This is a genomic window from Kocuria nitroreducens, assembly GCF_042879195.1.
Classification (GTDB): Bacteria; Actinomycetota; Actinomycetes; order Actinomycetales; family Micrococcaceae; genus Kocuria; species Kocuria nitroreducens.
Genome location: NZ_JBHZTC010000007.1, coordinates 24,197 through 47,633, shown reverse-complemented (window position 1 = coordinate 47,633; position 23,437 = coordinate 24,197). Strand labels below are relative to the sequence as shown.

Annotated in this window: 22 protein-coding genes and 3 tRNA genes; 5 read left to right on the top strand and 20 right to left on the bottom strand. The window is 73.4% G+C overall.

Annotated elements, in window-relative coordinates; translation table 11 throughout:
• Window positions 1–12: 12 nt before the first annotated feature.
• The 3 genes from murA to leuC all read right to left on the bottom strand — a co-directional run bounded on the left by murA (window position 13) and on the right by leuC (window position 3,636).
• Window positions 13–1,329, bottom strand: coding sequence for a UDP-N-acetylglucosamine 1-carboxyvinyltransferase (gene murA, locus ACFYE1_RS06255; protein WP_387741058.1), 1,317 nt, complete (start codon window positions 1,327–1,329; stop codon window positions 13–15).
• Window positions 1,330–1,501: 172 nt separating this feature from the next.
• Window positions 1,502–2,101, bottom strand: coding sequence for a 3-isopropylmalate dehydratase small subunit (gene leuD, locus ACFYE1_RS06250; protein WP_387741056.1), 600 nt, complete (start codon window positions 2,099–2,101; stop codon window positions 1,502–1,504).
• Between the two features lie 32 nt (window positions 2,102–2,133).
• Window positions 2,134–3,636, bottom strand: coding sequence for a 3-isopropylmalate dehydratase large subunit (gene leuC, locus ACFYE1_RS06245; protein ID WP_387741054.1), 1,503 nt, complete (start codon window positions 3,634–3,636; stop codon window positions 2,134–2,136).
• 114 nt (window positions 3,637–3,750) lie between these two features.
• Between leuC and ACFYE1_RS06240 the strand changes: the two genes are divergently transcribed.
• Entirely contained in the window at window positions 3,751–4,563 is an 813-nt protein-coding gene (locus ACFYE1_RS06240; protein ID WP_387741052.1) for an IclR family transcriptional regulator, read from the top strand.
• 534 nt (window positions 4,564–5,097) lie between these two features.
• Here ACFYE1_RS06240 and ACFYE1_RS06235 read toward each other — a convergent pair.
• From ACFYE1_RS06235 to ACFYE1_RS06225, 3 genes are all read right to left on the bottom strand, one after another.
• Window positions 5,098–6,786, bottom strand: coding sequence for a GTPase (locus tag ACFYE1_RS06235; protein WP_387741050.1), 1,689 nt, complete (start codon window positions 6,784–6,786; stop codon window positions 5,098–5,100).
• The gene (locus tag ACFYE1_RS06230) at window positions 6,783–8,546 is read right to left on the bottom strand and encodes a dynamin family protein (protein WP_387741048.1); all 1,764 of its coding nucleotides are present in this window, start codon (window positions 8,544–8,546) and stop codon (window positions 6,783–6,785) included. The genes ACFYE1_RS06235 and ACFYE1_RS06230 overlap by 4 nt, the downstream gene beginning before the upstream one ends.
• Window positions 8,547–8,679: 133 nt before the next feature.
• On the bottom strand, window positions 8,680–9,555 hold the full coding sequence (locus tag ACFYE1_RS06225) for a potassium channel family protein (protein WP_387741046.1): 876 nt from the start codon (window positions 9,553–9,555) through the stop codon (window positions 8,680–8,682).
• Between the two features lie 181 nt (window positions 9,556–9,736).
• On the opposite strand from ACFYE1_RS06225, the gene ACFYE1_RS06220 reads away from it, so the two are divergent.
• Together ACFYE1_RS06220 and ACFYE1_RS06215 are read left to right on the top strand one after the other, a co-directional pair.
• Window positions 9,737–10,984: a cation:proton antiporter domain-containing protein gene (locus ACFYE1_RS06220; protein WP_387741044.1), complete on the top strand. Its 1,248-nt coding sequence runs from the start codon at window positions 9,737–9,739 to the stop codon at window positions 10,982–10,984.
• Between the two features lie 45 nt (window positions 10,985–11,029).
• Window positions 11,030–11,575: a DUF421 domain-containing protein gene (locus ACFYE1_RS06215; protein WP_387741042.1), complete on the top strand. Its 546-nt coding sequence runs from the start codon at window positions 11,030–11,032 to the stop codon at window positions 11,573–11,575.
• Between the two features lie 76 nt (window positions 11,576–11,651).
• On the opposite strand, the gene ACFYE1_RS06210 is transcribed toward ACFYE1_RS06215, so the two are convergent.
• The 7 genes from ACFYE1_RS06210 to ACFYE1_RS06180 all read right to left on the bottom strand — a co-directional run bounded on the left by ACFYE1_RS06210 (window position 11,652) and on the right by ACFYE1_RS06180 (window position 18,081).
• Window positions 11,652–12,059 (bottom strand): four-helix bundle copper-binding protein, encoded by a 408-nt coding sequence (locus ACFYE1_RS06210; protein WP_387741040.1) that lies wholly within the window; start codon window positions 12,057–12,059, stop codon window positions 11,652–11,654.
• A 223-nt stretch (window positions 12,060–12,282) separates the two neighbouring features.
• Window positions 12,283–12,477 (bottom strand): DUF2795 domain-containing protein, encoded by a 195-nt coding sequence (locus ACFYE1_RS06205; protein ID WP_387741039.1) that lies wholly within the window; start codon window positions 12,475–12,477, stop codon window positions 12,283–12,285.
• A 138-nt stretch (window positions 12,478–12,615) separates the two neighbouring features.
• Window positions 12,616–12,891, bottom strand: a complete 276-nt coding sequence (locus tag ACFYE1_RS06200; protein WP_387741037.1) for a hypothetical protein — start codon at window positions 12,889–12,891, stop codon at window positions 12,616–12,618.
• A gap of 162 nt (window positions 12,892–13,053) precedes the next feature.
• A complete protein-coding gene (locus ACFYE1_RS06195; protein WP_387741036.1) occupies window positions 13,054–13,758 on the bottom strand; it encodes an esterase/lipase family protein in 705 nt (234 codons plus the stop codon).
• Window positions 13,755–14,540, bottom strand: coding sequence for an alpha/beta fold hydrolase (locus ACFYE1_RS06190; protein WP_387741034.1), 786 nt, complete (start codon window positions 14,538–14,540; stop codon window positions 13,755–13,757). Before ACFYE1_RS06190 ends, ACFYE1_RS06195 begins: the two co-directional genes overlap by 4 nt.
• The gene (locus ACFYE1_RS06185) at window positions 14,537–15,274 is read right to left on the bottom strand and encodes a hypothetical protein (RefSeq protein ID WP_387741032.1); all 738 of its coding nucleotides are present in this window, start codon (window positions 15,272–15,274) and stop codon (window positions 14,537–14,539) included. Before ACFYE1_RS06185 ends, ACFYE1_RS06190 begins: the two co-directional genes overlap by 4 nt.
• 608 nt (window positions 15,275–15,882) lie before the next feature.
• Entirely contained in the window at window positions 15,883–18,081 is a 2,199-nt protein-coding gene (locus ACFYE1_RS06180; protein ID WP_387741030.1) for a heavy metal translocating P-type ATPase, read from the bottom strand.
• Between the two features lie 518 nt (window positions 18,082–18,599).
• Between ACFYE1_RS06180 and ACFYE1_RS06175 the strand changes: the two genes are divergently transcribed.
• Together ACFYE1_RS06175 and ACFYE1_RS06170 are read left to right on the top strand one after the other, a co-directional pair.
• Entirely contained in the window at window positions 18,600–19,856 is a 1,257-nt protein-coding gene (locus ACFYE1_RS06175) for a heparan-alpha-glucosaminide N-acetyltransferase domain-containing protein (RefSeq protein WP_387741028.1), read from the top strand.
• Between the two features lie 146 nt (window positions 19,857–20,002).
• On the top strand, window positions 20,003–20,434 hold the full coding sequence (locus tag ACFYE1_RS06170; RefSeq protein ID WP_387741026.1) for an OsmC family peroxiredoxin: 432 nt from the start codon (window positions 20,003–20,005) through the stop codon (window positions 20,432–20,434).
• On the opposite strand, the gene ACFYE1_RS06165 is transcribed toward ACFYE1_RS06170, so the two are convergent.
• The 7 genes from ACFYE1_RS06165 to ACFYE1_RS06135 all read right to left on the bottom strand — a co-directional run bounded on the left by ACFYE1_RS06165 (window position 20,409) and on the right by ACFYE1_RS06135 (window position 23,330).
• Window positions 20,409–20,684, bottom strand: coding sequence for a hypothetical protein (locus ACFYE1_RS06165; RefSeq protein WP_387741024.1), 276 nt, complete (start codon window positions 20,682–20,684; stop codon window positions 20,409–20,411). The two genes, ACFYE1_RS06170 and ACFYE1_RS06165, sit on opposite strands and share 26 nt — an antisense overlap.
• Before the next feature lie 10 nt (window positions 20,685–20,694).
• Window positions 20,695–21,660: an NAD(P)/FAD-dependent oxidoreductase gene (locus tag ACFYE1_RS06160; protein ID WP_387741022.1), complete on the bottom strand. Its 966-nt coding sequence runs from the start codon at window positions 21,658–21,660 to the stop codon at window positions 20,695–20,697.
• 52 nt (window positions 21,661–21,712) lie between these two features.
• Complete coding sequence (locus ACFYE1_RS06155) at window positions 21,713–22,051, bottom strand: hypothetical protein (RefSeq protein WP_387741020.1); 339 nt, start codon at window positions 22,049–22,051, stop codon at window positions 21,713–21,715.
• 223 nt (window positions 22,052–22,274) lie between these two features.
• Window positions 22,275–22,350: transfer RNA gene (locus tag ACFYE1_RS06150), tRNA-Glu, on the bottom strand.
• A gap of 143 nt (window positions 22,351–22,493) precedes the next feature.
• Window positions 22,494–22,569: transfer RNA gene (locus tag ACFYE1_RS06145), tRNA-Glu, on the bottom strand.
• Between the two features lie 22 nt (window positions 22,570–22,591).
• Window positions 22,592–22,663 (bottom strand) — tRNA-Gln (locus ACFYE1_RS06140).
• 88 nt (window positions 22,664–22,751) lie between these two features.
• Window positions 22,752–23,330, bottom strand: coding sequence for a cupin domain-containing protein (locus ACFYE1_RS06135; protein WP_387741019.1), 579 nt, complete (start codon window positions 23,328–23,330; stop codon window positions 22,752–22,754).
• Between the last annotated feature and the right edge of the window lie 107 nt (window positions 23,331–23,437).

Genomic DNA, 23,437 nt, shown 5'->3' with positions numbered 1-23,437 from the left:
GGCGGGCCCGGCTCACTCGCCGTCGAGCTCGAAGGACGCCCCGAGCCCCGTCAGCTTGTCGGTGAAGTGCTCGTAGCCGCGCTTGATCAGCTCGACGCCCGTCACGTGCGAGACCCCGTCGGCCGCCATCGCCGCGATCAGATGGGAGAAGCCGCCGCGCAGGTCAGGGATGTTGATCTCGGACGCCTGCAAAGGGGTCGGCCCGGAGATCACGGCCGAGTGCACAAAGTTGCGCTGCCCGAAGCGGCACGGCACGGAGCCCAGGCACTCGCGGTGCAGCTGGATCGTGGCCCCCATCCCGTTGAGGGCCCCGGTGAAGCCGAAGCGGTTCTCGTAGACGGTCTCGTGGACGATGGACACGCCCTTGGCCTGAGTGAGGGCGACGACGAGCGGCTGCTGCCAGTCGGTCATGAAGCCCGGGTGGACGTCGGTCTCCACGATGAGCGGGTTGAGGTCCCCGCCGGGATGGTAGAAGCGGATGCCGTCCTCGGTGATGTCCAGGCCGCCGCCGATCTTCCGAAAGGTGTTGAGGAAGGTCATCATGTCGGACTGCCGGGCCCCGGCCACGAAGATGTCGCCGCCGGTGGCGAGCGCGGCCGAGCCCCAGGATGCGGCCTCGATGCGGTCGGGCATGGCCCGGTGCCGGTAGCCGGTGAGCTCGGGGACGCCCTCGATGCGGATCACCCGGTCGGTCTGGACGGTGATGATGGCGCCCATCTTCTGCAGGATCGCGATGAGGTCCATGATCTCGGGCTCGGTGGCCGAACCTCGCAGCTCGGTGTGGCCGTCGGCCCGGGTAGCGGTGAGCAGCACCTGCTCGGTCGCGCCGACCGAGGGGTAGGGCAGCTCGACCTTGGCGCCGTGCAGGCCGTGCGGGGCGCTCATCCGGATCCCCGACTCCAGCTTCTCGACCCGGGCACCGAAGTGGCGCAGCACGTCGAGGTGGTAGTTGATGGGCCGGTCGCCGATCTTGCACCCGCCGAGGTCGGGGATGAACGCCTCGCCGATGGCGTGCAGCAGGGGACCGCACAGCAGGATCGGGATCCGGGAGTCCCCGGCGTGGGCGTCGATGTCGGCGTGCCGCGCCGTGGTCACGTTGGACGGGTCCAGGGACAGCCGGCCGTCCTCGCACCCCACGTCGACCCCGTGCAGCGCCAGCAGGTTGGTGACGACCTGGACGTCCTTGATCTCAGGGACGTTCGCCAGGACGGACGGTGTCGAGCCCAGGAGGGCGGCCACCATGGCCTTGGGGACGAGGTTCTTGGCACCTCGCACGGTGACCTGCCCGGACAGGGGAATCCCGCCCGTGATGTGCAGTGCGCTGCTCATGACCTTCCGATCTGCTGTTGCCGGGCCACTCCCGAGCGGGAGCGGCACCCGTACAGTGTAGGTTCCCCGGCGCGGGCGCTCGCACAAGGGCCGGCGTCCTGCGTGTTCAGGACAGCACGACGGCCCGGCGGGCCGTTGAGGGCTCCGCCGGGCCGTGCCGTGCGTGGCGAGGTCAGGTGCGGGCGGGCAGCGTGGTCGGCTTGAACGCGGGACGGCCCGCCTCGAACGCGACGATGTCCTCCTCGCGCTGAAGGGTGAGGCCGATGTCGTCCAGGCCCTCCATGAGGCGCCAGCGCGTGTAGTCGTCGATGGAGAACGGCACGGTGACCGTGTCGCACGTCACGGTGCGGGACTCGAGGTCGACCTCGATCTCGGTGCCGGGGTGCTCCTCGATCAGCTTCCACAGCAGCTCGACGTCCCCCTGGTCCACCTGCGCGGCCAGCAGGCCCTGCTTCCCCGAGTTGCCGCGGAAGATGTCCGCGAACCGGGAGGAGATGACGGCCTGGAAGCCGTAGTCGCGCAGCGCCCACACCGCGTGCTCGCGGGAGGAGCCGGTGCCGAAGTCGGGTCCGGCCACCAGCACGGAGCCGCGCCGGTAGGGCTCCTGGTTGAGCACGAAGTCCTCGTTCTTGCGCCACGCGGCGAACAGGGCGTCATCGAAACCGGTCTTGGTGATCCGCTTGAGGTAGACGGCCGGGATGATCTGATCGGTGTCCACGTTGGACTGGCGAAGCGGGACGCCGACACCCCGGTGGGTGGTGAACTTCTCCATGGCAGGGCCTTTCTGGGCTTCGGGTCGAGGGCTCAGGCGCCGGTGGACACGAGGTCCGTGGGGACGCCGGCGGGCCCGAGGTCGGACGGGGAGGAGAGTGTGCCGCGCACGGCGGTGGCGGCGGCCACCACGGGCGAGACGAGGTGGGTGCGCCCGCCCTTGCCCTGCCGGCCCTCGAAGTTGCGGTTCGACGTCGAGGCGCACCGCTCGCCGGGGGCGAGCTGGTCCGGGTTCATGCCCAGGCACATCGAGCAGCCCGCGAAGCGCCAGTCCGCGCCGAACTCCGTGAACACCCGGTCCAGGCCCTCGGCCTCGGCCTGCAGCCGCACCTTCGCGGAGCCGGGCACCACCATCATCCTCACGTTCTCGGCCTTGGCGCGGCCCTTGACGATCTCCGCCGCCGCCCGCAGGTCCTCGATCCGGGAGTTGGTGCAGGAGCCCAGGAAGACGGTGTCCACCGGGATCTCCTTCATCGGCGTGCCGGCGGCCAGGCCCATGTACTCGAGGGCCCGGCGGGCATTGGCCTTGTCGTTCTCGTCCCCGATGTCCTCGGGATCGGGGACGGGCTGGGACAGCGGGACGCCCTGGCCGGGGTTGGTGCCCCAGGTGACGAACGGCTCCAGCTCGTTCGCGTCGAGGAACACCTCCGCGTCGAACACGGCGTCCTCGTCGGTGCGCAGGGTCCGCCAGTACTCGACGGCCGCGTCCCAGTCGGCGCCCTCCGGCGCGTGCGGGCGCTCCCGGACGTAGTCGAAGGTGGTGTCGTCGGGGGCGATCATGCCCGCGCGGGCACCGGCCTCGATCGACATGTTGCAGATGGTCATCCGGGCCTCCATGGACAGGGCGCGGATGGCCGAACCCCGGTACTCCAGGACGTAGCCCTGTCCGCCGCCCGTGCCGATCTTCGCGATCACGGCGAGGATGATGTCCTTGGCGGACACCCCCGGGCGCAGTGTGCCCTCGACGTTGATGGCCATGGTCCGGAACGGGGCGAGCGGCAGCGTCTGGGTGGCCATCACGTGCTCGACCTCGGAGGTGCCGATGCCGAAGGCCAGCGCGCCGAACGCGCCGTGGGTGGAGGTGTGGGAGTCACCGCAGACCACCGTCATCCCGGGCTGCGTGAGGCCCAGCTGGGGGCCGACCACGTGCACGATGCCCTGCTCGGCGTCCCCGAGCGGGTGCAGGCGCACGCCGAACTCGGCGCAGTTGGCCCGGAGGGTCTCGATCTGCTTGCGGGAGGTGTCGTCGGCGATGCGGGAGAAGATGTCCTGCGTGGGTGTGTTGTGGTCCTCCGTGGCGATCGTGAGCTCGGGACGGCGCAGGGGGCGGCCCGCCAGGCGCAGTCCCTCGAAGGCCTGCGGCGAGGTGACCTCGTGGAGCAGGTGGAGGTCGATGTAGAGCAGGTCCGGCCGCCCGTCCTCACCCTGACGCACGAGGTGGTCCGCCCAGACCTTCTCGGCGAGGGTGCGCCCGTCCGCGGCCCCGGAGGCCGTGGCGGAGGTCGTGGAGGGGGTGGAGGACTGGTAGTCCGGCATGGCGGATCCTTCCGTGCTGCCTGTGCGACGTGTTTCTTCCATGGTCGATGCCCTGCTGTCACTGGGCCAGCTTTCGGGCTTGCTTCTCATATGCTGAGACGGCAGTATCAATGCATGGACACATCTGGACACATGGACCCGTCCGGCGCCCCCCTCGGCACGCCGCTCGGCGGGCAGGGCACCGGGGAGGCGCTCGCGCTGACCTCGACCACGGCACCCAGCGGGGTGGGTGTGGTCGACAAGGCCGCGGTGATCCTCGACGCCCTCGAGGCCGGGCCGGCGACGCTCGCCCAGCTCGTCAGCGCCACGGGACTCGCCCGTCCCACCGTGCACCGGCTGGCCGTGGCACTAGCCCACCACCGGTTCGTGGGCCGGGACATCCAGGGCCGCTTCGTGCTCGGCTCGCGGCTCGTGGAACTGGCGTCCGCGGCCGGCGAGGACCGCTTGATCGCCGCCGCCGGTCCCGTCCTGATGAACCTGCGGGACGCCACCGGCGAGTCCGCGCAGATCTTCCGCCGACAGGGCGACTGGCGCGTGTGCGTGGCGTCGGCCGAGCGGCCGATCGGGCTGCGGGACACCATCCCGGTGGGCACGCAGCTGTCGATGAAGGCGGGCTCCGCCGCGCAGGTGCTCGTCGCGTGGGAGGACCACGACCGTCTGCTCGAAGGCCTGCGCCACGCCCGGTTCTCCGCGACCGTGCTGGCCGGGGTGCGCCGCCGGGGCTGGGCACAGTCGCTCGGCGAGCGCGAACCGGGCATCGCCTCCGTCTCCGCGCCGGTTCGCGGGCCCTCGGGCCGGGTGATCGCCGCGGTGTCGATCTCCGGGCCGATCGAACGGCTCACCCGCCAGCCGGGCCGGCTGCACGCCGAGGTCGTGGTGCAGGCCGCGCGCCAGCTCACGGAAGCGGTCCGGGCCACCACCCAGTAGCCGGACTCCGGCGGCCCCGTCCCGCGGCGGGGCCGGCCCCGGTGGGGAGCGAGCTGCGCCGTCGCCACGGTGCCGACTTCGAGGTCGTGGTCTGCACCGACTGCCCCCACGCGCGGGCGGCTTTCGCGGGCCTCCGGTGCCGGAGGGTCCGGGTCTGCACGATCCCGAGCTGCCGGTCCTGGTCCTTCAGTTCACCTCGCCGCCGACCGTGCTGGTGAATCCTAGCGACCCGGGGATCGCCGACGCGATCGGGCTGAACCGGCCACCGCCCGCGGACAAGGTCGTCGACGTCGTCGGCGCGGGCCCCGCCGGGTTCCTGCGCACGGGCGGAACCCGGGGGATCGAGGACGTTGTGCTCGGCGGACCGGCCAAGCCGCCGCTGCTCCTGGAGACCAGCATGCCCGGCGTCTTCGCGATCGGCGACGTCCGGGCCGGCTCGTCCAAGAGCGCGGCGTCCGCCGTCGGGGACGGCGCCACGGTGGTGTCACTGCTGCACGGCCACCTGGCCGAGCAGCCGCCGGCCGGGCCCGGGGCTCAGCCGCGCAGGACGGCCAGGGCCCTCCGGAAGGCGGCGAAGGCCTCGAGCTCCGTCCGCACGGGTTCGACGACGGTGCGCCGGCCCGCTTCGGCCACCGACGCGCGCAGCCGGCGCCGCACCGAGCGCTCCCGCATCCGGGCGCCGAAGCCGGCGAGGATCCGGCCGGTCAGGGCCACGAAGAGACCGAGCACCACGCCGGCGAGGACGAGCAGCGTGGGCACGGGCAGCGGAAAGCCCTCGACGTACGGGGGCGGCGGGACGGGGATCTGGAACCACTCGAGCAGGAACAGCCCCAGGAGCCACACCAGGCCCGCGACCACCGCGAGCATCGCGAGCCACTGGACGACGTCGAAGACGAGCCACCACCAGGAGTTCCGCCCGGCCCGGAAGTCGGTGCGGGCGACGGCCTGGTCGATCGCGTCCGGCAGCTTCTGCTCGTGGGTGCGCGCGGCCTGCCGGACCGACCGGGTCCACGGCTCCGCGGCCCCGTCCGCGGCGTCGTGGGCGAAGGTGCGCACCGCGGAGTCGGCCGCCGCCCGCTGGGCGGCGCCCATCGGCGGCAGCGACGTCCGGTTGACCTCCGGGTTCACGGTCTCGCCCCGGTCGAGGTTCAGCCGCCGCATCGGGTCCTTGCGGAACTTCAGGAGCCACCGGGTGGCGATCCACCCGGTGTGACCCGCGGCGTGCAGGGCGTAGGACCGCCCGGCGGCCCGCGCGATCCCGGGCACGTTGGCGGCCTGAGCCAGACCGTCGGTGAGCCGCTCCTGCGCCGGTTCGGTGATCCCGGCCGGCTCCCCCTCCCCCGAGGCCTCGGCGAGCCGTGCGGCGGCGTCGTCGACGTCGGCGTCGAGCCGGGCGCCGGCCGCGGCCTTGGTGTCGGCCACCTGGCGGATCCGGGCGCGCAGGGCCTCGACGCCCTCCCCCGTCAGGGCCGAGACGGCCACCGGCTTCGACAGCCCCGTGGTGGGCAGCCCGTCCTGGGCGACGAGCTCCTCGAGGGAGGCCATCACGGCGGGGACCTCCGCGGGCGGCAGGCGGTCCACCTGGTTCATCACCACCATGGTCACCGCCCCGTGGCGGGCCAGGGGCGCGATGAAGTCCTGGTGGATGACCGCGTCGGCGTACTTCTGCGGGTCCACGACCCACACCACGACGTCGACCATGCCGACGAGACGCTGCACGACGGTGCGGTGGTGCAGGCTGACGGAGTCGAAGTCCGGCAGGTCGAGGAGGATCAGCCCGCCGGCCCCCTCCGCGGCGGGCCCGCCCGTGATCCGCTCCTTGACGCGCGTCCACCGGCCGGTGTCCCCGTGCCCCGTGGGCAGGGGCGTGTCGACGTGGTGGCGCTGGGAGACGCCGAGCCAGTCCAGCAGGGCCTCGCTGCCCGGCTCCCCCCAGACGGCCGCGAGCGGTTCCGAGGTGGTGGGGCGGCGGGCCGCCGCCCGGGCGATGTCCCGCCCCACGACCGCGTTGAACAGGGTGGACTTGCCGGACCCGGTCGCCCCGAAGAAGCCCACCACGGTGTGGTCGGCGGACAGGGACCGCCGCTCGGCGGCGCGGTCCAGGACGGTGCGGGACGCCGCCACGGCCTCCTCGTCGAGCCGTCCGGAGGCCAGCTCCGTGGCGCGCGCAAGCGCCGTGAGCCGTTCGGAGAGGGTCGGGGCCGCCTGCCGGGAGGGACTCACCGGCTCTCCCCCAGCGTCCGCCCCGCGGTGCGGATGCGCTCGGCCGCGGCCGCGAGGTCGTCGGCCTCCGGGTGCCCGTCCAGGACGTCGAGGCGCCGCAGGAACACGGACGCCTGCTGGTCCATGACCGTGTGGATCCGGGACTCGAGGTTCTTGCGGGCGTCCTCGGCCATCCGGCGCACGGCGTCCTCCCCGAAGACCGCCTCGAGCAGCTTGGTGCCCACCACGCCGGAGCCGCCGGCGATGCCGACCTCCAGGCCGGTGAGCCCGCCCGTCATGGAGAACACGCCGATCATGAGGATCACCGTCAGCGCGTTGACGCCCAGGGACATGGCCCGCGCCTTGGTCCGCTTGTCCGCGCCCTCGCGCTGGATGAGTTCCATGAGATCGCCCTGCCAGGCGCGCACCTGCTCGGCCGTGCGCTCGCGGAAGTCCGGGGGCAGCGAGCCGAGGTCGGACCCGCCGAGCAGGACCCGGCCGGCGGGCTCGTCCTGCCAGCGGCGCTCCGCGGTCTCGGAGGCGCGCGCGGCCTCCTCGACGATCACGGTCTGCAGGCCGGTCTCGATGGCCTCCTCGACCTGGACCTCGGGCGCGGGCCGCCCGCTGAAGAAGGCGGTGAGCCGGTCCCGCATCCGGCCGATCCCGGCCTCGAGGTTGCGGAAGAACTCGCCGGTGCCCACGAAGTCCTGCCAGCGGGCGAGGACCTCTCCGCGCAGCAGGGTCCCGTCGCGGGTCGACTCGACGACGGCGGCGAGCGCCTCGTCGAAGGCGCGGTCCACGTCGTGGCGCAGCTGCGCCTCGACGCGCTGCTGGGAGAGCACCGCGGTCCCGGCCGCGCCGGTGCGCTCGGCGATGGAGCGCACCGCGCCGCCGAGGGTCCGGCGGGCGATCTCCGAGCGGGAGGCGGCGTTGCGGCCCAGCTCGGCGAGGAAGTCCACGACGGGGTCGACGACGTGGGGCGGGAGCATGCCCGTCTCGTTGAGCGGTGACTCCGGGACGGTGAACACCGGGGCATCGCCCAGCCCCTGCTCTGCGAGCATCCGCCGGAGGTCCTCCTCGATCTCGGCCTCGAGCCCGTGCGGGACCCGGTCGAGGACCACGGCCACCGTGATGTCCCGCTGAGCGGCCTCGACGAGCAGCCGCCACGGCACGGCGTCGGCGTAGCGGTTCGCGGTGGTCACGAACAGCCACAGGTCGGCGGCGGCGAGCAGCTGCCCCGCGAGCCGGCGGTTCTCGTCGGAGATCGAGTCGACGTCCGGGGCGTCGAGCAGGGCGACGCCCTCGGGGATGCGTGGCTCGGCGAGCAGCACGAGGGCCTGGCCGTCCGCGGTGCCGGGCAGCGCGGACGGGGAGGCGGTGTCGGCGACGGTCGAGCCGGCGGGGATGACCTTCTGCGCGTGGATCCGGCTCAGGTGCGGGAGCACCCGCTGGGTCGAGAACGCCTCGGCGTCGCGCGGGTGGTGGATCAGGATGGGCTGCCGGGTGGTCGGGCGGATGGCCCCGGACCGGGTCACGGGGTGGCCCACGACCGCGTTGACCAGGGTCGACTTGCCGGCGCCCGTGGACCCGCCGACCACCGCGAGCAGCGGCGCGTCGAGGGAGCGCACCCGGGGCAGCACGTAGTCGTCCAGCTGGGCGACGGCGCGGTCGATGTCCTCCCGCTCGTGCAGCACGTTGGCCGTGGACAGCGGGAGGGTGGACGCCGCGAGCAGCGCCCGCGCGTCCTCGAGGGCGCTGAGGATCTCTGTCTGGTCGGTCACAGGGCCATTGTGCCAGTAAGCCTGCTGTGCACCTACGCGGCGCGGGGCCTCAGTGGCCCGTTCGGGCACGTCGATGCCCACGACCCGGGACACGTCCCGGCCGGAGCCCCGGTGACCTGTTCCCCCTGCCGGCTCAGCGGCGGGGGTCCCGCCCGTGGTCCTCGGCGTAGGCGGCGAAGACGTCCCGGGGCGTCTCCCCGGTGTGCCCGAAGGCCTCCCGCAGCTGGTGCGCGAGCTGTTCGAGGGCACCGTCGAGGCGCCGCGCGCCGGTGCGCACCTGCGGCGCGGAGGACGCGGCGGCCCGATCGCGCAGCTCGAGCGCGTAGGGCAGCTGCCGGGCGAGCGAGAGGTCCGGATCCTCCTCCTGGAAGTAGTACGTCTCGCCGTGCTGGGTGAAGTCGATCCGGGCCCTGGCCACCTCCGCGGCCAGGCCGTCGAGCACCCGGGCCGCCGTGACCGGGTCCTCCTCCCCGATGTCGTCGGCGTAGTCGACGTCGGCGAGGGACTTCAGCTCGAGTGCGAGGGAGCGGCGCCGGGACAGCGGCGGATAGATCTGGGTGAACCACGTCAGTGCCGCCGTCAGCAGGGCGAACCCGGTCAGCGCCTCGAGCGGGGTGGCCAGCCGGATCCAGGGGTCGGTGGCCACGACGTCCCCGAACCCCAGCGTCGCCAGGGTGACGAACGAGATGTAGAGCGCGTCGAGCAGATCGGGGTAGTCGACCGGGTCCACCCCTGGCGAGTACGTGAACCCGCCGGGGACGTGCGGCAGGTAGACGAGGGCCCAGCCGACGCCCTGCAGGAGCACCCACAGCACGACCACCGTGATCATCGACCCGGGGCCGACTGCCGAACCGAAGCGGTGTCCGGTGCGCCGGGAGATCCACCAGACGACCGACTGCACCCTGCCTCCGATGGCACCCGTGCCGCTGGGGTGCAGCAGGCTGTGGTACATGTCCCACAGCCCGACCACGATGACCGTGATTCCCAGCAGTGTCAGCAGCACGTCCACGTCGGCGTTCCGTTCCTGTCGATGACCGTTCCTGTCAATGACCGTTCCTCCGGGGACCCTACCCCTTCCGGCCCGGGCTGCTCCGGTCTTGGCCCGAGGACCGTCAGCGGGGCTACGGTGGGGGTCGGGCGCGAGCCGGACGGGTTCGGCGGCTCCCACGGACACCGGCGGAAGGACGCGCATGGACATCGACCTGGTGCTGGCGCTGTTCGCCGGAGCCGTCCTGCTGATCTCGGCGTTCTCGACGCTCCTGCAGCGGGCCAGTCTCCCCGGTCCCGTGCTCGCCCTCGGGTTCGGCGCGCTGATCGGGCCCCACGCGCTGGACCTGGTGCGGATCGGGGACTTCGGCCCGCCCCCGGGCACGCTGCTCGAGCAGGCGGCGCGGATCACCCTGGCCGTGGGACTGGCCGGGGTGGCCCTGCGCCTGCCGCACGGCTACTGGCGGCGTGATGTCCGCTGGGTCGGGGTCGTCATCGGCCTCGGCATGGTCCTCATGCTCACCGTGGCCACCGGCGTGCTGTGGGCGGCGCTCGGCGTGCCGTTCCTGCTGGCGCTGCTGCTGGGGGCCGTCGTCACCCCGACGGATCCGGTGGTCACCACCCCGATCGTCACGGGGTCCCTGGCCGAGGAGAAGATCCCCGAGCGGGTGCGGCACAACCTGTCGGCCGAGAGCGGGATCAACGACGGGCTCGCCTATCTGTTCGTCCTCCTGCCGGTGCTGCTGGTGACCGAGCCGGACCGCGCCTGGCACGAGCTGATGACCACGGTCCTGCTGTGGGAGGTGCTGGGCGCAGCCGTGTTCGGGGCGCTGCTCGGCTTCCTCCTGGGCCGGCTGTTCGTCCTCGTCCGCCGGCACGGACTCATGGAGGAGAGCTCCTACCTGGCCTTCGTCGTCCCGCTGGCGCTGGTCTTGCTCGGGACCGGCAAGCTGCTGGGCACCGACGCCCTGCTGGCCGTCTTCGTGGGCGTCGCCGCCTTCGGTCAGGTGATCCCTCAGCGCGACGAGGCGCAGGAGGACAAGGTCCAGGACGCCGTCGCCCGGTTGTTCCTGCTGCCGGTCTTCATCCTCCTCGGGCTGACGCTCCCGTTCGGGGAGTGGACGCGGCTCGGCTGGGTGCCACCCGTGGTCCTCGGTGCCGCGCTGCTGCTCCGCCGCCTCGTCGCCCTGTGGGCGCTCCGGCCGCTGCTGCGGAGCGTGCACGACCGCTCCGAGACGTTCTTCCTGAGCTGGTTCGGACCCATCGGCGTCTCCGCCCTGTTCTATGCCGCGCTGGCCGAGCGGCATACGGGCGACCACGAGATCTTCGTCTACACGACCTTGGCCATCACCCTGTCCGTGCTGATCCACGGTCTGTCCACCGCCCCGCTGAGCGCGTGGCTCCAGCACCGGGAGCCGGCGCGGAAACACCACGAGGAGATCGTTCCATGAGCGCGTCCCGTTCCGTTCCCGTCCACCGCACGGGAGGTGGTCGTCGTGTGGTTTGACGGCTGGCCCCAGATCCTGCGCATCGTCCTGATCGGCGCGGCGGCCTACGCCGCGCTGGTCGTGTGCCTCCGGATCTCCGGAAAGCGCACGCTCGCCCAGCTCAACGTCTTCGACTTCATCGTGACCGTGGCCCTGGGCTCCACGCTGGCGACCGTCCTCCTCAACACCGACGTCTCCTGGGTCGAGGGCGTGACCGCGTTCGGCCTTCTGGCCGGGTTGCAGCTGCTCGTCGCCTGGGTCTGCTCGCGCTGGCCACGCGTGCGCGGCTTCTTCACCGCCGAACCGGCGCTGCTGCTGGCCGAGGGACGGATCCGCCACGACGCCATGCGACGGAACCGGCTCACCGAGTCGGAGCTGCGCCAGGCCGTGCGCATGCAGGGCACCGGTGACCTCTCCCAGGTCGAGGCGGTCGTGCTCGAGACCAACGGCAAGCTCAGCGTCATCACGTCGAGCAAGTACGGCGACGGGTCCGCGCTCAAGGACATCCGCGGGATCGAGGCCCTGGGCGACGACGACCGGCGGAGCTCCGCCTGACCGGAGGGACGGACGGCCTGAGCACTGCGGGAGGGGCCGGTCCGTCGGGCCGGCCCCTCCCGCAGTGACGTCGCGCTCAGCCCAGCGAGGCGAGCAGGTCGGCGCAGGCCTGCTCGCAGCGGCGGCAGGCCTCGGCGCAGACCCGGCAGTGCTCGTGCATGCTCGCGTGCTGCTCGCACTCGTCGCCGCAGGACCGGCAGGCGGTCCGGCACGCCTCGAGCGCTGCGCGGGTGACGTCGACGTTGTGGCCGGTCTGGCGGGAGAGCACGCGACCGGTGGCCGCGCAGACGTCGGCGCAGTCCAGGTTCTTGCGGATGCACGTGGTCAGCTCCGCGACCATGTCCTCGGCCAGGCAGGCGTCGGCACAGGCGGTGCAGGTCTGGGCGCACTCGAAGCACGCGGCAATGCACTCGGCCAGCTTCTGCCGGTCGATGCTTCCCAGGTCCTTCGGGTAGGTCTCGAGCATGGAGGTCACGTGGGTCATGGTCTCGCTCCTTCGTCCGATCGACGGCCTGTCGTCACCGGCCGCTCGTTCCGCGGCGCCGGCAGGGACGCGACGCTGCCGCGCCCCACACGACCGACAGTAGACTTTTCGTTCCACCGGGTGAACCCCGGGACGCCGGAGATCCGACGAGGCCCACCAGGAGCCGGCGGTCCCGCGGCGCCCGCAGCGCTGCGGGACCGCCGTCGGAGCGGGCCGCTCGGACTCACTCGCCGAAGACGGCCTCGGTCACGTGGGTTGGCTTCTCGTACTGCCGGTCCGGGAGGTGCCGCAACGCCTCGAGGACCGAGTCGTCGGCGCCGGAGTCCTGTGCTCCCCGCACGATCTCGTCCTTGCCGACCGGGTAGTCCAGGCCGCTGAGGTGCTTCTGCAGCTCGATGGGATCGGGCTTGTCGGACATGGGGGTCTCCTCGTCGTCGCCGGGTCTCGTCCCGCCGGCGCGGGGGGACACGAACGAATCCAGTCTGTCAGCCTGCTTGCCGTTCGTCAGCCCCGCGTGCGCCGAGGCGGGGCCCGGGGCGACCGTGTGCCGCCGCGCTCACGAGCCGGAACGGCCCTCCTGCTCGAGCAGGCGCAGCCGCTCCCGGTACTCCTCCTCGGTGAGCTCTCCGGCGGCGTGGCGCTCCAGCAGGCCGTCGCGGGCCCGGCGCAGGCCGAGCCGGGTGCGCGACCTGCGGCCCCAGCGGGTGTTCTGCCCGTAGCGTGCCACGAGCCATCGGACACCCCGCGCCACGGTCCACGCCGCGGCGGCGACCAGCAGGGCCCAGGACATCACCTCCCAGCCCTGGAAGGGCGTCAGTCCCAGTACGACCACGGTCCCACCCGTCCCTCCGACGTCGTCCGTCGTTCCTGATCCGGCGCCCGGTCCCGCGTGCGCTCGGTGGCCGGAGACTAGCAGTCGCCTCCGACGCCGGGCCGGGTCCGCACCGGCCGCGACGGATCGATGCCTCCCGGGCGCGCGGTGCCGCCGACGGGATCAGCGGGTGAGGGTGCCGATCCCCTCGAGGATCGCCTCGTGCACGCGCGGGTCGCTCAGCGGCAGGAAGTGCCCGCGCGTGCCGAGCCGGACGTTGCGGGCTCCCTCGAGGCGGCTGCCGCCCGGGATGTGGGGGTCGAACAGGCCGTAGACGGAGACGATGTGCCGGTTGACCTCCCGGCTGGTGGTCAGCGCGGTGAGCTCCGGGGAGTGCGGCAGGAACACACGGATCGTCGGGAGGGGCAGGAGCCGGGCCAGCTCGGAACCGGAGAAGGGGGTGTTGACGGCCACGAGGCCCTGGATGGCCGTGTGCTCGTTGTGGTGGGCCAGGAGGTACTTGCCGATGAGCCCGCCCTTGCTGTGGGCCACCAGCACGCAGCGCTCGAGCCCCTCCCGCCGGATGTGCGCGTCGACCAGCGCCGCCATGTCCTCGATGGTCCCGGTGTTGAACCTCAGGTCCTCCACCACGTGGACGTCGTGGCCGTGCTCCCGCAGCAGCCCGGCCACGGGGAGCAGGAACGTCCACGACTCGTAGATGCCGGGGATCAGCACGACCGGTGTCCTCCCCGGCTCTCCCGGGCCCCGGTAGTGGGCGGGGTCCCAGCGGCCCAGGAGGCCGGCGGCCTGCCACCGGACCGCGTAGACGTAGTCCCGGGCCCAGGCCGCGAGATTGACGCCCGTCTCGCTCAGCCGGTGCGGGATCACGCCGGGCTCCCGGGACGGGGTCGGCAGGCGTCGAGAAAGGGGGCGCATGCGGCGGCGAGCTCCTGGGGGTCGGTGTGCTGGACGTTGTGCGGGGCGCCGGGGATCTCGAGGAAACGGGCGTCGGGCGCCGCCTGGACCAGGCGGCGCGCCCAGTCCCGCCGGGCGATGGGGTCGCGGGAGCCGCGCACGACCAGGCCGGGGGGCGTGCAGCCCCGGATGTCCTCCTCGATCCGGTCCCGGAGCATGTGCCGGGTGGTGCGCAGATAGCGGAGGGGGCCCATCCGGAAGTAGTCGCGGAGGACCGCGGCGTTGGTGGACGGCGGCTCGCGCAGGGTGTCCCGCAGCAGCCGCCACCCCTGGCCGAGCAGGCTGCGGGCGGCCGGGTCCACGGTCGGCCCCACGAGCACGTAGCCCGCCCACATCCCGGGGTGGTCCTTGACCGTGTCCACGGCGACCTGGCAGCCCATGGAGTGGCCGACGACGACGGGGGCCTCCAGTCCCAGCGCCGCGACCGCTCCCGCGACCACGTGGCCGAGCTCGGGCACCGTCAGGGCGTGCGCGGGGCGGGGCGCGGTCCCGTAGCCCGGCAGGTCGAGGGCGTAGACGTCGTGCGTGGTCGCGAGCGCGTCCGCGAGGCGCAGGAAGTAGTTGCCCGACATCCCGATGCCGTGCACGAGGACCACCGGGGGCCGCGCCGGGTCGAAGGTCCCGCGCACGTCCACCGGGTGGGTCCCGGCGACGACGCGCCGTCGCTCGAGGCCGGGGTGCCGCCCCGCCCTCATCGGCGGGTGTCCTCGAGCGCCCGGCGCTCGACGTCGAGCGGGTCCTGACGCGCGGCGAAGGCCGCGCGCTGCCGCCGGGCACCGGAGCCGTCCCGGAGGACGCCGGCCACCACGGACTCCACCTGTTCTGCCTCGCCCCACTCCGCGAGCACGGGGTGCACGACGGCGAGCAGCTCGGCCACGACGTCCCCGGCCGGAGCGGGCGCGGCGGAGGCCGGGCCGATCAGCGGTCCCTCGACGCCGGCCCTGCCGGCCTGCCAGGACCAGGTCCGCAGCTGGGCCCCGCTCACCGGCGGCGCCGGGAGGCCCGCCCGCCACTGTCGGGAGGCCGTCTCGACCAGCGCGAGGGCGACGGCGCGCGCGCCCACCGCGCGGGCGGCGGTGCCGGCCAGTCCGCGTCCGTGGCGGATGGCGGCGCTCTGGTCCGCGAGGCCGGTCAGCGGAGGGCCTGCGACCTCGATCTGCTCCTGCTGCAGCTCGGTGGTGATCGCGTGGGCCGCCGCCGTCGCCGGGGAGGATCGGACGGCGGCGGCGTGCGCGCGCACGGCGTCCACGAGGAGCAGGCCTTCCTCCACGCCGAAGGTGCGGGTGGGGCCGGTGGTCCCTGCGGGGGACGGGTGCGGGAAAACGGTGATCACCACCATCCGGGACGGGCTGGAGCGGTGCGGACGGGCGAGGCGGGAGGCCCCGCCGTCGTCGCCGGGCGTCCCCCGGCTCACTGCGGAGCGTAGCACCGGATGCCTGCCCGGCCGACCCGCTCACGGGGCCCCGGGTCGCCGCGCCACCTCCTGGCGCGGCGACCCGGGGCGTCCCGCACAGCCTCCGCGGAGCAGGGTGAGGACCGCCGAGCCGCTGCTGACGGCCGGCGGGGCGGCGCCACCCGGAGCGTGGCCGGGGCGGAGCCGCAGGGTGGGTCCGGGCAACGCCCCGCCGGCCGCCCGCACGTACCCCTCCCGCACCACGACCGGCTCAGCTCCTGCCGCAGGGTGTCCATCCCGGCGATCTCCGCCTCCGCGGGAACGAGGTCCTTGCCGAGCAGGATCTCGCTCCTCCGCACGGCCGGCTCGTGGTGCGGGATCATCATCCGGGCGCACATCCGGTCCGCGTCGTCGTGCTCGGGAGAGCTCCGTCGCGGCCCCGGAGGCGTGTCCGGTGCTCGTGGCCACGGGAGCGGAGGTGGCCGGAGCGGTGGTCTCCGGGCCCGTGCCGGCGCCTGCTCGGGGGTGTCGGTGCCGCAGCCGGCCGGGGCGGGGCGAGCGCGAGGGCGGGGAGAGCGGTGGATCGGTTCACGCAGCGTCATCCGCTGGTCACCGGTCGTGCCGGGGGTCGGGATCTCGGTGGGTCAGGGGGTGGGGACCGTGGTGGACTGCTCGGCGGGACGACGGTTCTCGGTGCCGGTCGTGGCCAGACGCGCCGGATCCAGGTCGAGCCGGCGCAGCAGCTGGGCGTTCAGTGCCACGACGATCGTGGACACCGACATCAGCACCGCCCCGACGGCCGGGGACAGGACGATCCCGATCGGGGCCAGCACGCCCGCGGCCAGGGGCACGGCGATCACGTTGTAGCCGGTCGCCCACACGAGGTTCTGGATCATCTTCGTGTAGCTGGCCCGCGACAGGTCCATCAGCGACAGCACCGACCGGGGGTCGTTGCCGGCCAGGACGACGCCGGCCGACTCCATGGCCACGTCGGTGCCGGCCCCGATGGCGATGCCGACCTCCGCCCGGGCCAGGGCCGGGGCGTCGTTGACGCCGTCGCCGACCATGGCCACGATCAGGCCACGGGACCGGAGCTCGACGACCTTGGTGTCCTTGTCCTGCGGCAGGACCTCGGCGAAGACCTCGTCGATGCCCAGTTCGGCGCCCACGGCCTCTGCGACCGGGCGGGCGTCGCCGGTGATCATGGCGACCTTCACCCCGCGGGCCTGCAGGGCGCGCACCGCCGCCCGGGACTCCGGCCGGACGCGGTCCTCCAGCGCCACGGCGCCGATGACCTGCCCGTCGCGCAGGACGTGCAGCACGCCGGCCCCGCGCCGGGTCCACTCCTCCGCCGACCCGGCGACCTCGGCCGGGACGGACGCCCCGAGCTCCCGCAGCATGTTCGGCCCGCCCACGGTGACCTCGGTGCCGTCGACCGCAGCGCGCACCCCCCGCCCGGTCACGGAGCGGAACTCCGTCCCGCGCCGCGCCGGCCGGTCGCGCTCCGGGTGCTCCGCCGCGGCCGCGACGACGGCGCGGGCCACGGGGTGCTCGCTGTCGGACTCGGCCGCCGCCGCCAGGGCCAGCAGCTGCGCCGCCGAGATCCCCGCCGCGGGAACGGTGCCGGTGACGGCGTGGGCCCCCTCGGTGAGGGTGCCCGTCTTGTCGAAGAGCACCACGTCGACGGTGCGCATCCGCTCGACGGCCATCCGGTTCTTGATCAGGACGCCGGAGCGGGCCGCGCGCTCGGTGGAGATGGCGATGACCAGCGGGATCGCCAGACCCAGGGCGTGGGGGCAGGCGATGACCAGGACGGTCACGGTGCGGACGACGGCGTCGCCCGGGCTGCCCACCAGCGTCCAGGCGACGGCGGTGAGGACGCCGGCACCCAGGGCGAACCAGAAGAGCAGGGCCGCGGCCCGGTCGGCCAGCGCCTGGGCGCGGGAGGAGGACTCCTGGGCCTCGGCCACCATCCGTTGGATCCCGGCCAGCGTCGTGTCCTCGCCCACGGCACCGATCCGCACGCGCACCGCACTGTCGGTGGCCACGGTCCCGGCCACCACGGTGTCACCGGTGCGGCGGCCGACGGTCCTCGATTCGCCGGTGATCATGGACTCGTCGAACTCCGCCGCACCGTCGACGATCGCCCCGTCGGCGGGGACACGGGCACCGGAGCGCACCAGTACGACGTCGCCGACCGCCAGTTCGGCGACCGGGACGGTGCGGACCTCGGTCCCGGTGACCTTCTCCGCCTCGTCGGGCAGGAGGGCGGCCAGGGCGTCCAGGGCGGAGGAGGCCGCTCCGAGGGCGCGCATCTCCGTCCAGTGGCCGAGCAGCATGATGACGACCAGCAGGGCCAGCTCCCACCAGAAGTCGAGGTCGAACCCGCCGATCCCCAGGGTCGTCACCCAGGAGGCCGTGAAGGCGACGGTGATGGCCATGGCGATCAGCAGCATCATCCCCGGTTGCCTCGACCGCAGCTCGGTGAGCCCCCCGCGGAGGAAGGGGGCCCCGCCCCAGAGGAAGATCACCGTGCCCAGCACCGGAGGGACCCAGGAGGAGCCGGGGAACTCGGGGACGCGGTAGCCCAGCAGGTGCCCGACCATCGGGCTGAAGACCACCACGGGAACCGCCAGCCCGAGACTGACCCAGAACCTGCTCCTGAACATCGCCGTGGAGTGCCCGGCGTGCTCGCCGTGCGTGTGCACCGCGTGGTCCTCGTCCACGGCGGAGCGGGCGTGGTCGGGGGGCATGGCCTGTCCGTGGGTGCCGGCGTCGGCGTGGTGACCGGTGCGGGAGTCGTCCGGGGCGGCCCGGTGGCCGTGGGACTGCGGGGTGCTCATGGTGCTCCTTTCCGCGGCGGCCGGGCGCCGCAGGGTCGGCAGCACCCGGGAAGGGCTCTCAACCTATACCCCCTAGGGGTATAAATCAAGTGGGGTGCGCCGCCGTTCACGGCACCACCCGCCCGTCCCGCTGGACGCCGCCCCCGGCCCTGGGGCCCGTCAGGACGAACACCGGTCCGCCGGGTGGGCCGGGCCGGCCGGCAGGGCGACCCCCAGCACCCAGGGGCCGGCGTCCCGGTGGGCACGCTCCGCGTGGACGAGCTGGGACCACCCGGGCCCCCGCCCCGCCCGCCGCCGCCCCGGAGGCCCGGCGCCGGATGCGGGCCAGGATCCTGCGCCGCCGCTGAGAGAACTGCCCGTGCCGCCACCCGGTCCGGAACCGCACGCGGCCTTCTGAGCCTTCCGGCGCAACGTTGCTACGACCAGCGGCTCAGATGCGAGGATTGGCGGCAGTGCACACGACATCCTGAGCGCGACCCACCATGGGCCCGGGGATGAGGAACAGGACGGCGGGACCCATGAACGACCACCCCACGAGAGACCGGACCGCGGAGGCGACCGGCGGGCTCGACCCCCGCCGGTCGGCCGGGCGCCTGGTTGCCGTGGACGCCGCGCGGGGACTGGCTCTCGTCGGGCTGACGGCTGTCCACTTCCTGCCGCAGTCCTACCCCGACAACGACCGGCCGACCCTGTCCTGGCTGCTGTTCGCCGGGGACTCCGCGGCGCTGTTCGCCCTGCTGGCCGGTGTCAGCCTGGCCTTCTCCACCGGAGGGCGCAGGCCGCGCAAGGGGCGGGACCTCGCCGCCGCTCGCGCCGGGACCGTGGTGCGCGCGGTCCTGATCATGGCGGTCGGGCTGACCGTCGGCTACCTGATGCCGCCGGAACCGCCGGCCGTCAACATCCTGGTCTACTACGGGCTCTTCTTCCTGCTCGCGCTGCCCTTCCTCGGACTGCGGGCGCGGACCCTGCTCCTGTGCTCGGGCGCGTTCCTGCTCCTCGGGCCCTTCCTGATCCACTGGCTGGGCGACGTGGTGCCCGAGCACAGCGCCGCCAACCCGACCTTCGCGCACCTGGTCACCGAACCGGTGGCGCTGTTCTGGCAGCTGACGCTGACCGGCACGTACCCGGCCGTGACATACCTGGCGTACCTGCTCGCCGGGCTGGCCTTCGGCCGGCTCAACCTCAAGAGCCTGCGCGTGCAGACCCGTCTCCTGGCCGTGGGGCTGGGTCTCGCGGCCCTCGCCAAGCTCGTCTCCTGGGTCCTCCTCTACGGCATGGACGGCTACAACGTCCTGCTCTACAGCATCGTCTCCCTGACCCGGGCGGACCTGGACCACATCCTCGTGTTCGGCGCCGGCGAACCGCTGCCGACCTCCTCGCTGTGGTGGCAGGCGCTCTCCGCCCCGCACACCAACACGCCCCTCTCGGTGGCGTGGAGCCTCGGGGTGAGCATGGCCGTGCTCGGCGCCTTCCTGCTCGCCGGGCGGGAGTTCGGCAAGTGGTTGCTGCCGCTCACGGCCATGGGGGCCATGACCCTGTCCCTGTACACCGGGCAGCTGGCCCTGCTCGCCACCGAGGTCCACTACAGCAGCCCCCTGCTCTGGTTCGTCGCCTGTCTCGTCGTCTCCGCCCTCGTGGCGCTCGCCTGGCGGCACGCGTTCGGGCGGGGCCCACTGGAACGGGTCGTGTCCGCGGCGGCGCACGCGACCACCCGTGCCGTCGCCGACCGCGGGACCGCCCGCGGCCCGGACACCCCCAGGAAGCCCCTGGGGTAGCGGGCACCCCGCAGATCCGGCACGCGCCGACGGCTGAAATACGACCCCGGCCGGTGGCACGCCGCACGGGATCGGTTAGCGTGACAGCAGCGCCGTACGGCGCCGGCAGGCGGAGCGCCCGCCTGCCGTGGACCTCAGGAGGAACTATGCCGAAACCCGTCGTCAGCAAGGCCAGCACCGTCTGGACCGGCGATCTCTTCAACGGCTCGGGCACCACCAGCATGAGCGGCTCGGGACTGGGCCCCTTCGACGTGGACTGGGACACGCGCGCGGAGAGCGGCGCCGGTCCCAGGACGAGCCCCGAGGAGCTCCTGGCCTCCGCGCACGCCACCTGCTACGCCATGGCGTTCTCCAACATGCTCGCCCAGAACGACACCCCGCCCACCCGCCTGGACTCCTCCGCCGAGGTGACCTTCGTGGCGGGCGAGGGCATCAAGGGGGTCAAGCTGACCGTCGAGGCGCAGGTGGAGGACATCTCCCCGGACGACTTCGCGCGCATCGCCGAGGAGGCCAAGGCCGGCTGCCCGGTCTCGCAGGCCCTGTCCGTGGACATCACGCTGGACGCCTCGCTGGCCTGATCCGGTCCGCGACTCCCCCGGCCCGGGTCCCGCCCGGGCCGGCGGAGCCCGGCCACGGCACGGTGCTCGCGGTCGGCCGCAGCGGGTGTCCGCCGCGCATGTGGAACAGCAGCTGCCGATGGGACCAGCGGGTGCCGGAGGTTCGCCGCCGCCGGTCGTCCGGGGCGGCGTGGGCCACGAGGACGTGGAAGGTCTCGCGCGCCCACTCCAGCTCTTCGTGGGTCCGTTCCCGCTCGACCGGACCCGTCATGCCCCGGGCGTCATGTCCTGGAACGTGCGGCACGGGCCCGGTCGAGGTCCTCGGCCAGCAGGTCGGTGTTGACGGCCGTACCGGTCTTGAGCCCGGCCGCCGCCGCGGCGAGGACCTGGGCGTGGAGGTCCGTGACGTTGCCCGCCACGTAGATCCCCGGCACGTCCGTACCGCCGGTGGGCGCCGAGGGCACGTAGGTGCCGACGGCATGGCCCTTCTCCTCCTCCTGGGACGTGCTCAGCCCGAGGGACTCGATGAGGTCGGAGCGGACCGTGAAGCGCGGCACCACGACCACGGCACGGCACGGCACGAGCTCGCCGGAGACCAGCCGCAGGCCGGTGATCCGGTCCTCAGCCACCGCCACGCGCGCCACCTCGCCCGCCACGCAGGCGATGCCGAGGGCCGCCAGCTGCTCGCGCTCCTCGTCGTCCGGTTCCGGGGCGGTGTGCTGCACGAACGTGATGTCGTGGCTCCACTGCCGGAACAGCTGCGCCTGCTGCACGCCCAGGGGACCCGTGCCCAGCACGGTCAGCGGCTCGTCCCGCCACTCCCATCCGTGGCAGTAGGGGCAGTGGAGGACGTCGCGCCCCCAGCGCTGCGCCACGCCGGGGACGTCCGGCAGCTCGTCGGTCAGTCCGGTGGTGATCAGCACGCGCCGTGCCCGCACCGACCGGCCGTCCTCGAGCGTGAGGCGGAAACCGATGTCGTCGCCCTCCCCGGTGGAGCGCGCGGAGACCACCGTACCGGCGACGACGTCCGCTCCGTAGCGGGTGATCTCGGCACGCCCGTCCGCGAGCAGCGCGCCCGGGGCGTCGCCGTCCCGGCCGAGGTAGTTGTGGAGGTGCTCGGCGGGGTCGTTGCGCGGGGCGCCGGCATCGACCACGAGGACCGTGCGCCGGGCACGGGCCAGGCACAGTGCCCCGGCGAGGCCTGCGGGTCCGCCGCCGACGACGACCACGTCGTAGCTCTCGTTCATGGTGTGCTCCTTCGTCCCGCTGTATGCCTCCCCCGCCCGGGCCCGCGGGGAGTCAGCGGGGCTGGGACGGGTTGAAGGGCGTGCCCTGCGACGGCGGGTTGATCGGCGGTCCGGACGTGTCCGGCGAGACCGGTGACCCACCACTGGTCCCGGACACCTCGGGGGAGGCCGCGGGCAGCGTGCCGCTGGGCTCGGCTCCCTGGCGCAGGGCCTCGACCCGGCGCTCCAGCACCTGGACGACGGGCAGCCTGTCGCCGTGCGCGCGCTCGTAGTCCAACAGCCTCTGGAGCCCGTCCTCGTCGAGGCCCGTGATCTTCGAGGCGAGCACGCCCACGGGGAGATGGTCGTAGTCGGGCAGCGGGAGGTCGTCGTGCTGAGGGATGTCGTTCACGTCTGCTCCTTGACTCCTGGTCGCCGACCTGGGCCATCGCGGCGACGGTCCTGCCAACGTAACAGTCCGGCGGGCATGATGTAAGTGTGCTTAGTGGTCAGCTTGTCCCGGGTGCGCCGGCGCACCCGTCCCCCGCGCCGGCCGGAGCGAGGCCGACGCCTGTACCGGTGGCACGGGGGACGCCGAAGTCCCCCGGACCGTGCGGTCCGGGGGACTTCTGCCGTGGTGACCCCAGCGGGATTCGAACCCGCGTTACCGCCGTGAGAGGGCGGCGTACTGGGCCGCTATACGATGGGGCCCTGACGATCCGGTCGGCGGTTTCACGCCACCGGCCTCGTACACTGTACCAGGTCCCGGGCGCCGCGCCGGACGAGACGGCCCACTCCCCGGAGCCCGGACATGAGAACACCCCCGGATTGTGTGGTCCGGGGGTGTTCCGCGGTGGTGACCCCAGCGGGATTCGAACCCGCGTTACCGCCGTGAGAGGGCGGCGTACTAGGCCGCTATACGATGGGGCCGTACTGATCCGATGGAGCAGTGCTGGGATACCAGGACTCGAACCTAGAATGACGGTACCAGAAACCGTAGTGTTGCCAATTACACCATATCCCACTGTCGTTCCCGGTCCGGCGGTTTCCCGCGGCGACCGGCGCAACGCAAAAGAACTATACCGGCCTTCCGGCGGGGCGGCAAATCGGGCTCAGCCGCAGTAGCGCTCCTCGAGCTCGCGGTCGATCCCCCGGCGGCGGGCGATCCCCGCCAGCAGCCGGAGGACCGGCCCGAGCCAGCGGTAGAGCCCCGGCAGGTTGATGTCGGTCCACTGGATGAGCAGGGCCGTGCGCAGCAGGCTCTTGGGCCGGCCGTCCCGGCGGGTGCGCCCGTCCCGCGCGAGCCCGTACAGGGCCACCAGTCCCTTCTCGAAGCCCTCGTGGGCGGGCCGCACCTCGACCACGAACCGGGCCGGCGTCCCGGCGGGGTTTTTCCAGCGGAACAGGTGCTCCTGGGGCACCTCGACCTCCCTGCCCGCGCCGAGGTCCCGTACGACATGGCCGACCTGGACCCGCAGCACGCCCTCCAGGACGCGCAGACGCATCACGAACCGGCGGTGGTAGTGGGCGAGCACCTCTCCCCCGGGCTCCACCTCGACGTGCAGCAGGGCGTGCTCACCGCCGCTCCCGGCGCCGGTCAGCAGCCACGTGATGGTGTCCCGCTGCACGGGGTTGTGGTGCTGCGGGCGCCCCGCGCGCATCGCCTCGATCTGCTCGTCCGTCCGGTCCATGGTGATCGCCCCCGTGTCCCAGGCTACGCCGGAGAGCCCCGGTGCGCGCAGATGACGTCGACGACGACGGTCCGGCCCGCCTTCCGCGGCAGGCGGGCCGGACCGCC

What these genes read in the sequence shown, in the direction of transcription:
- ACFYE1_RS06220 (WP_387741044.1), top strand. Translation starts at nt 9,737, where the DNA reads ATGGACATCGACCTGGTGCTGGCGCTGTTCGCCGGAGCCGTCCTGCTG.
- ACFYE1_RS06165 (WP_387741024.1), bottom strand. Translation starts at nt 20,684, where the DNA reads ATGACGGGTCCGGTCGAGCGGGAACGGACCCACGAAGAGCTGGAGTGG.
- ACFYE1_RS06190 (WP_387741034.1), bottom strand. Translation starts at nt 14,540, where the DNA reads ATGAGGGCGGGGCGGCACCCCGGCCTCGAGCGACGGCGCGTCGTCGCC.
- ACFYE1_RS06205 (WP_387741039.1), bottom strand. Translation starts at nt 12,477, where the DNA reads ATGTCCGACAAGCCCGATCCCATCGAGCTGCAGAAGCACCTCAGCGGC.
- ACFYE1_RS06240 (WP_387741052.1), top strand. Translation starts at nt 3,751, where the DNA reads ATGGACACATCTGGACACATGGACCCGTCCGGCGCCCCCCTCGGCACG.
- ACFYE1_RS06210 (WP_387741040.1), bottom strand. Translation starts at nt 12,059, where the DNA reads ATGACCCACGTGACCTCCATGCTCGAGACCTACCCGAAGGACCTGGGA.
- leuD (WP_387741056.1), bottom strand. Translation starts at nt 2,101, where the DNA reads ATGGAGAAGTTCACCACCCACCGGGGTGTCGGCGTCCCGCTTCGCCAG.
- ACFYE1_RS06160 (WP_387741022.1), bottom strand. Translation starts at nt 21,660, where the DNA reads ATGAACGAGAGCTACGACGTGGTCGTCGTCGGCGGCGGACCCGCAGGC.
- ACFYE1_RS06180 (WP_387741030.1), bottom strand. Translation starts at nt 18,081, where the DNA reads ATGAGCACCCCGCAGTCCCACGGCCACCGGGCCGCCCCGGACGACTCC.
- ACFYE1_RS06135 (WP_387741019.1), bottom strand. Translation starts at nt 23,330, where the DNA reads ATGGACCGGACGGACGAGCAGATCGAGGCGATGCGCGCGGGGCGCCCG.
- leuC (WP_387741054.1), bottom strand. Translation starts at nt 3,636, where the DNA reads ATGCCGGACTACCAGTCCTCCACCCCCTCCACGACCTCCGCCACGGCC.
- ACFYE1_RS06170 (WP_387741026.1), top strand. Translation starts at nt 20,003, where the DNA reads ATGCCGAAACCCGTCGTCAGCAAGGCCAGCACCGTCTGGACCGGCGAT.
- murA (WP_387741058.1), bottom strand. Translation starts at nt 1,329, where the DNA reads ATGAGCAGCGCACTGCACATCACGGGCGGGATTCCCCTGTCCGGGCAG.
- ACFYE1_RS06175 (WP_387741028.1), top strand. Translation starts at nt 18,600, where the DNA reads ATGAACGACCACCCCACGAGAGACCGGACCGCGGAGGCGACCGGCGGG.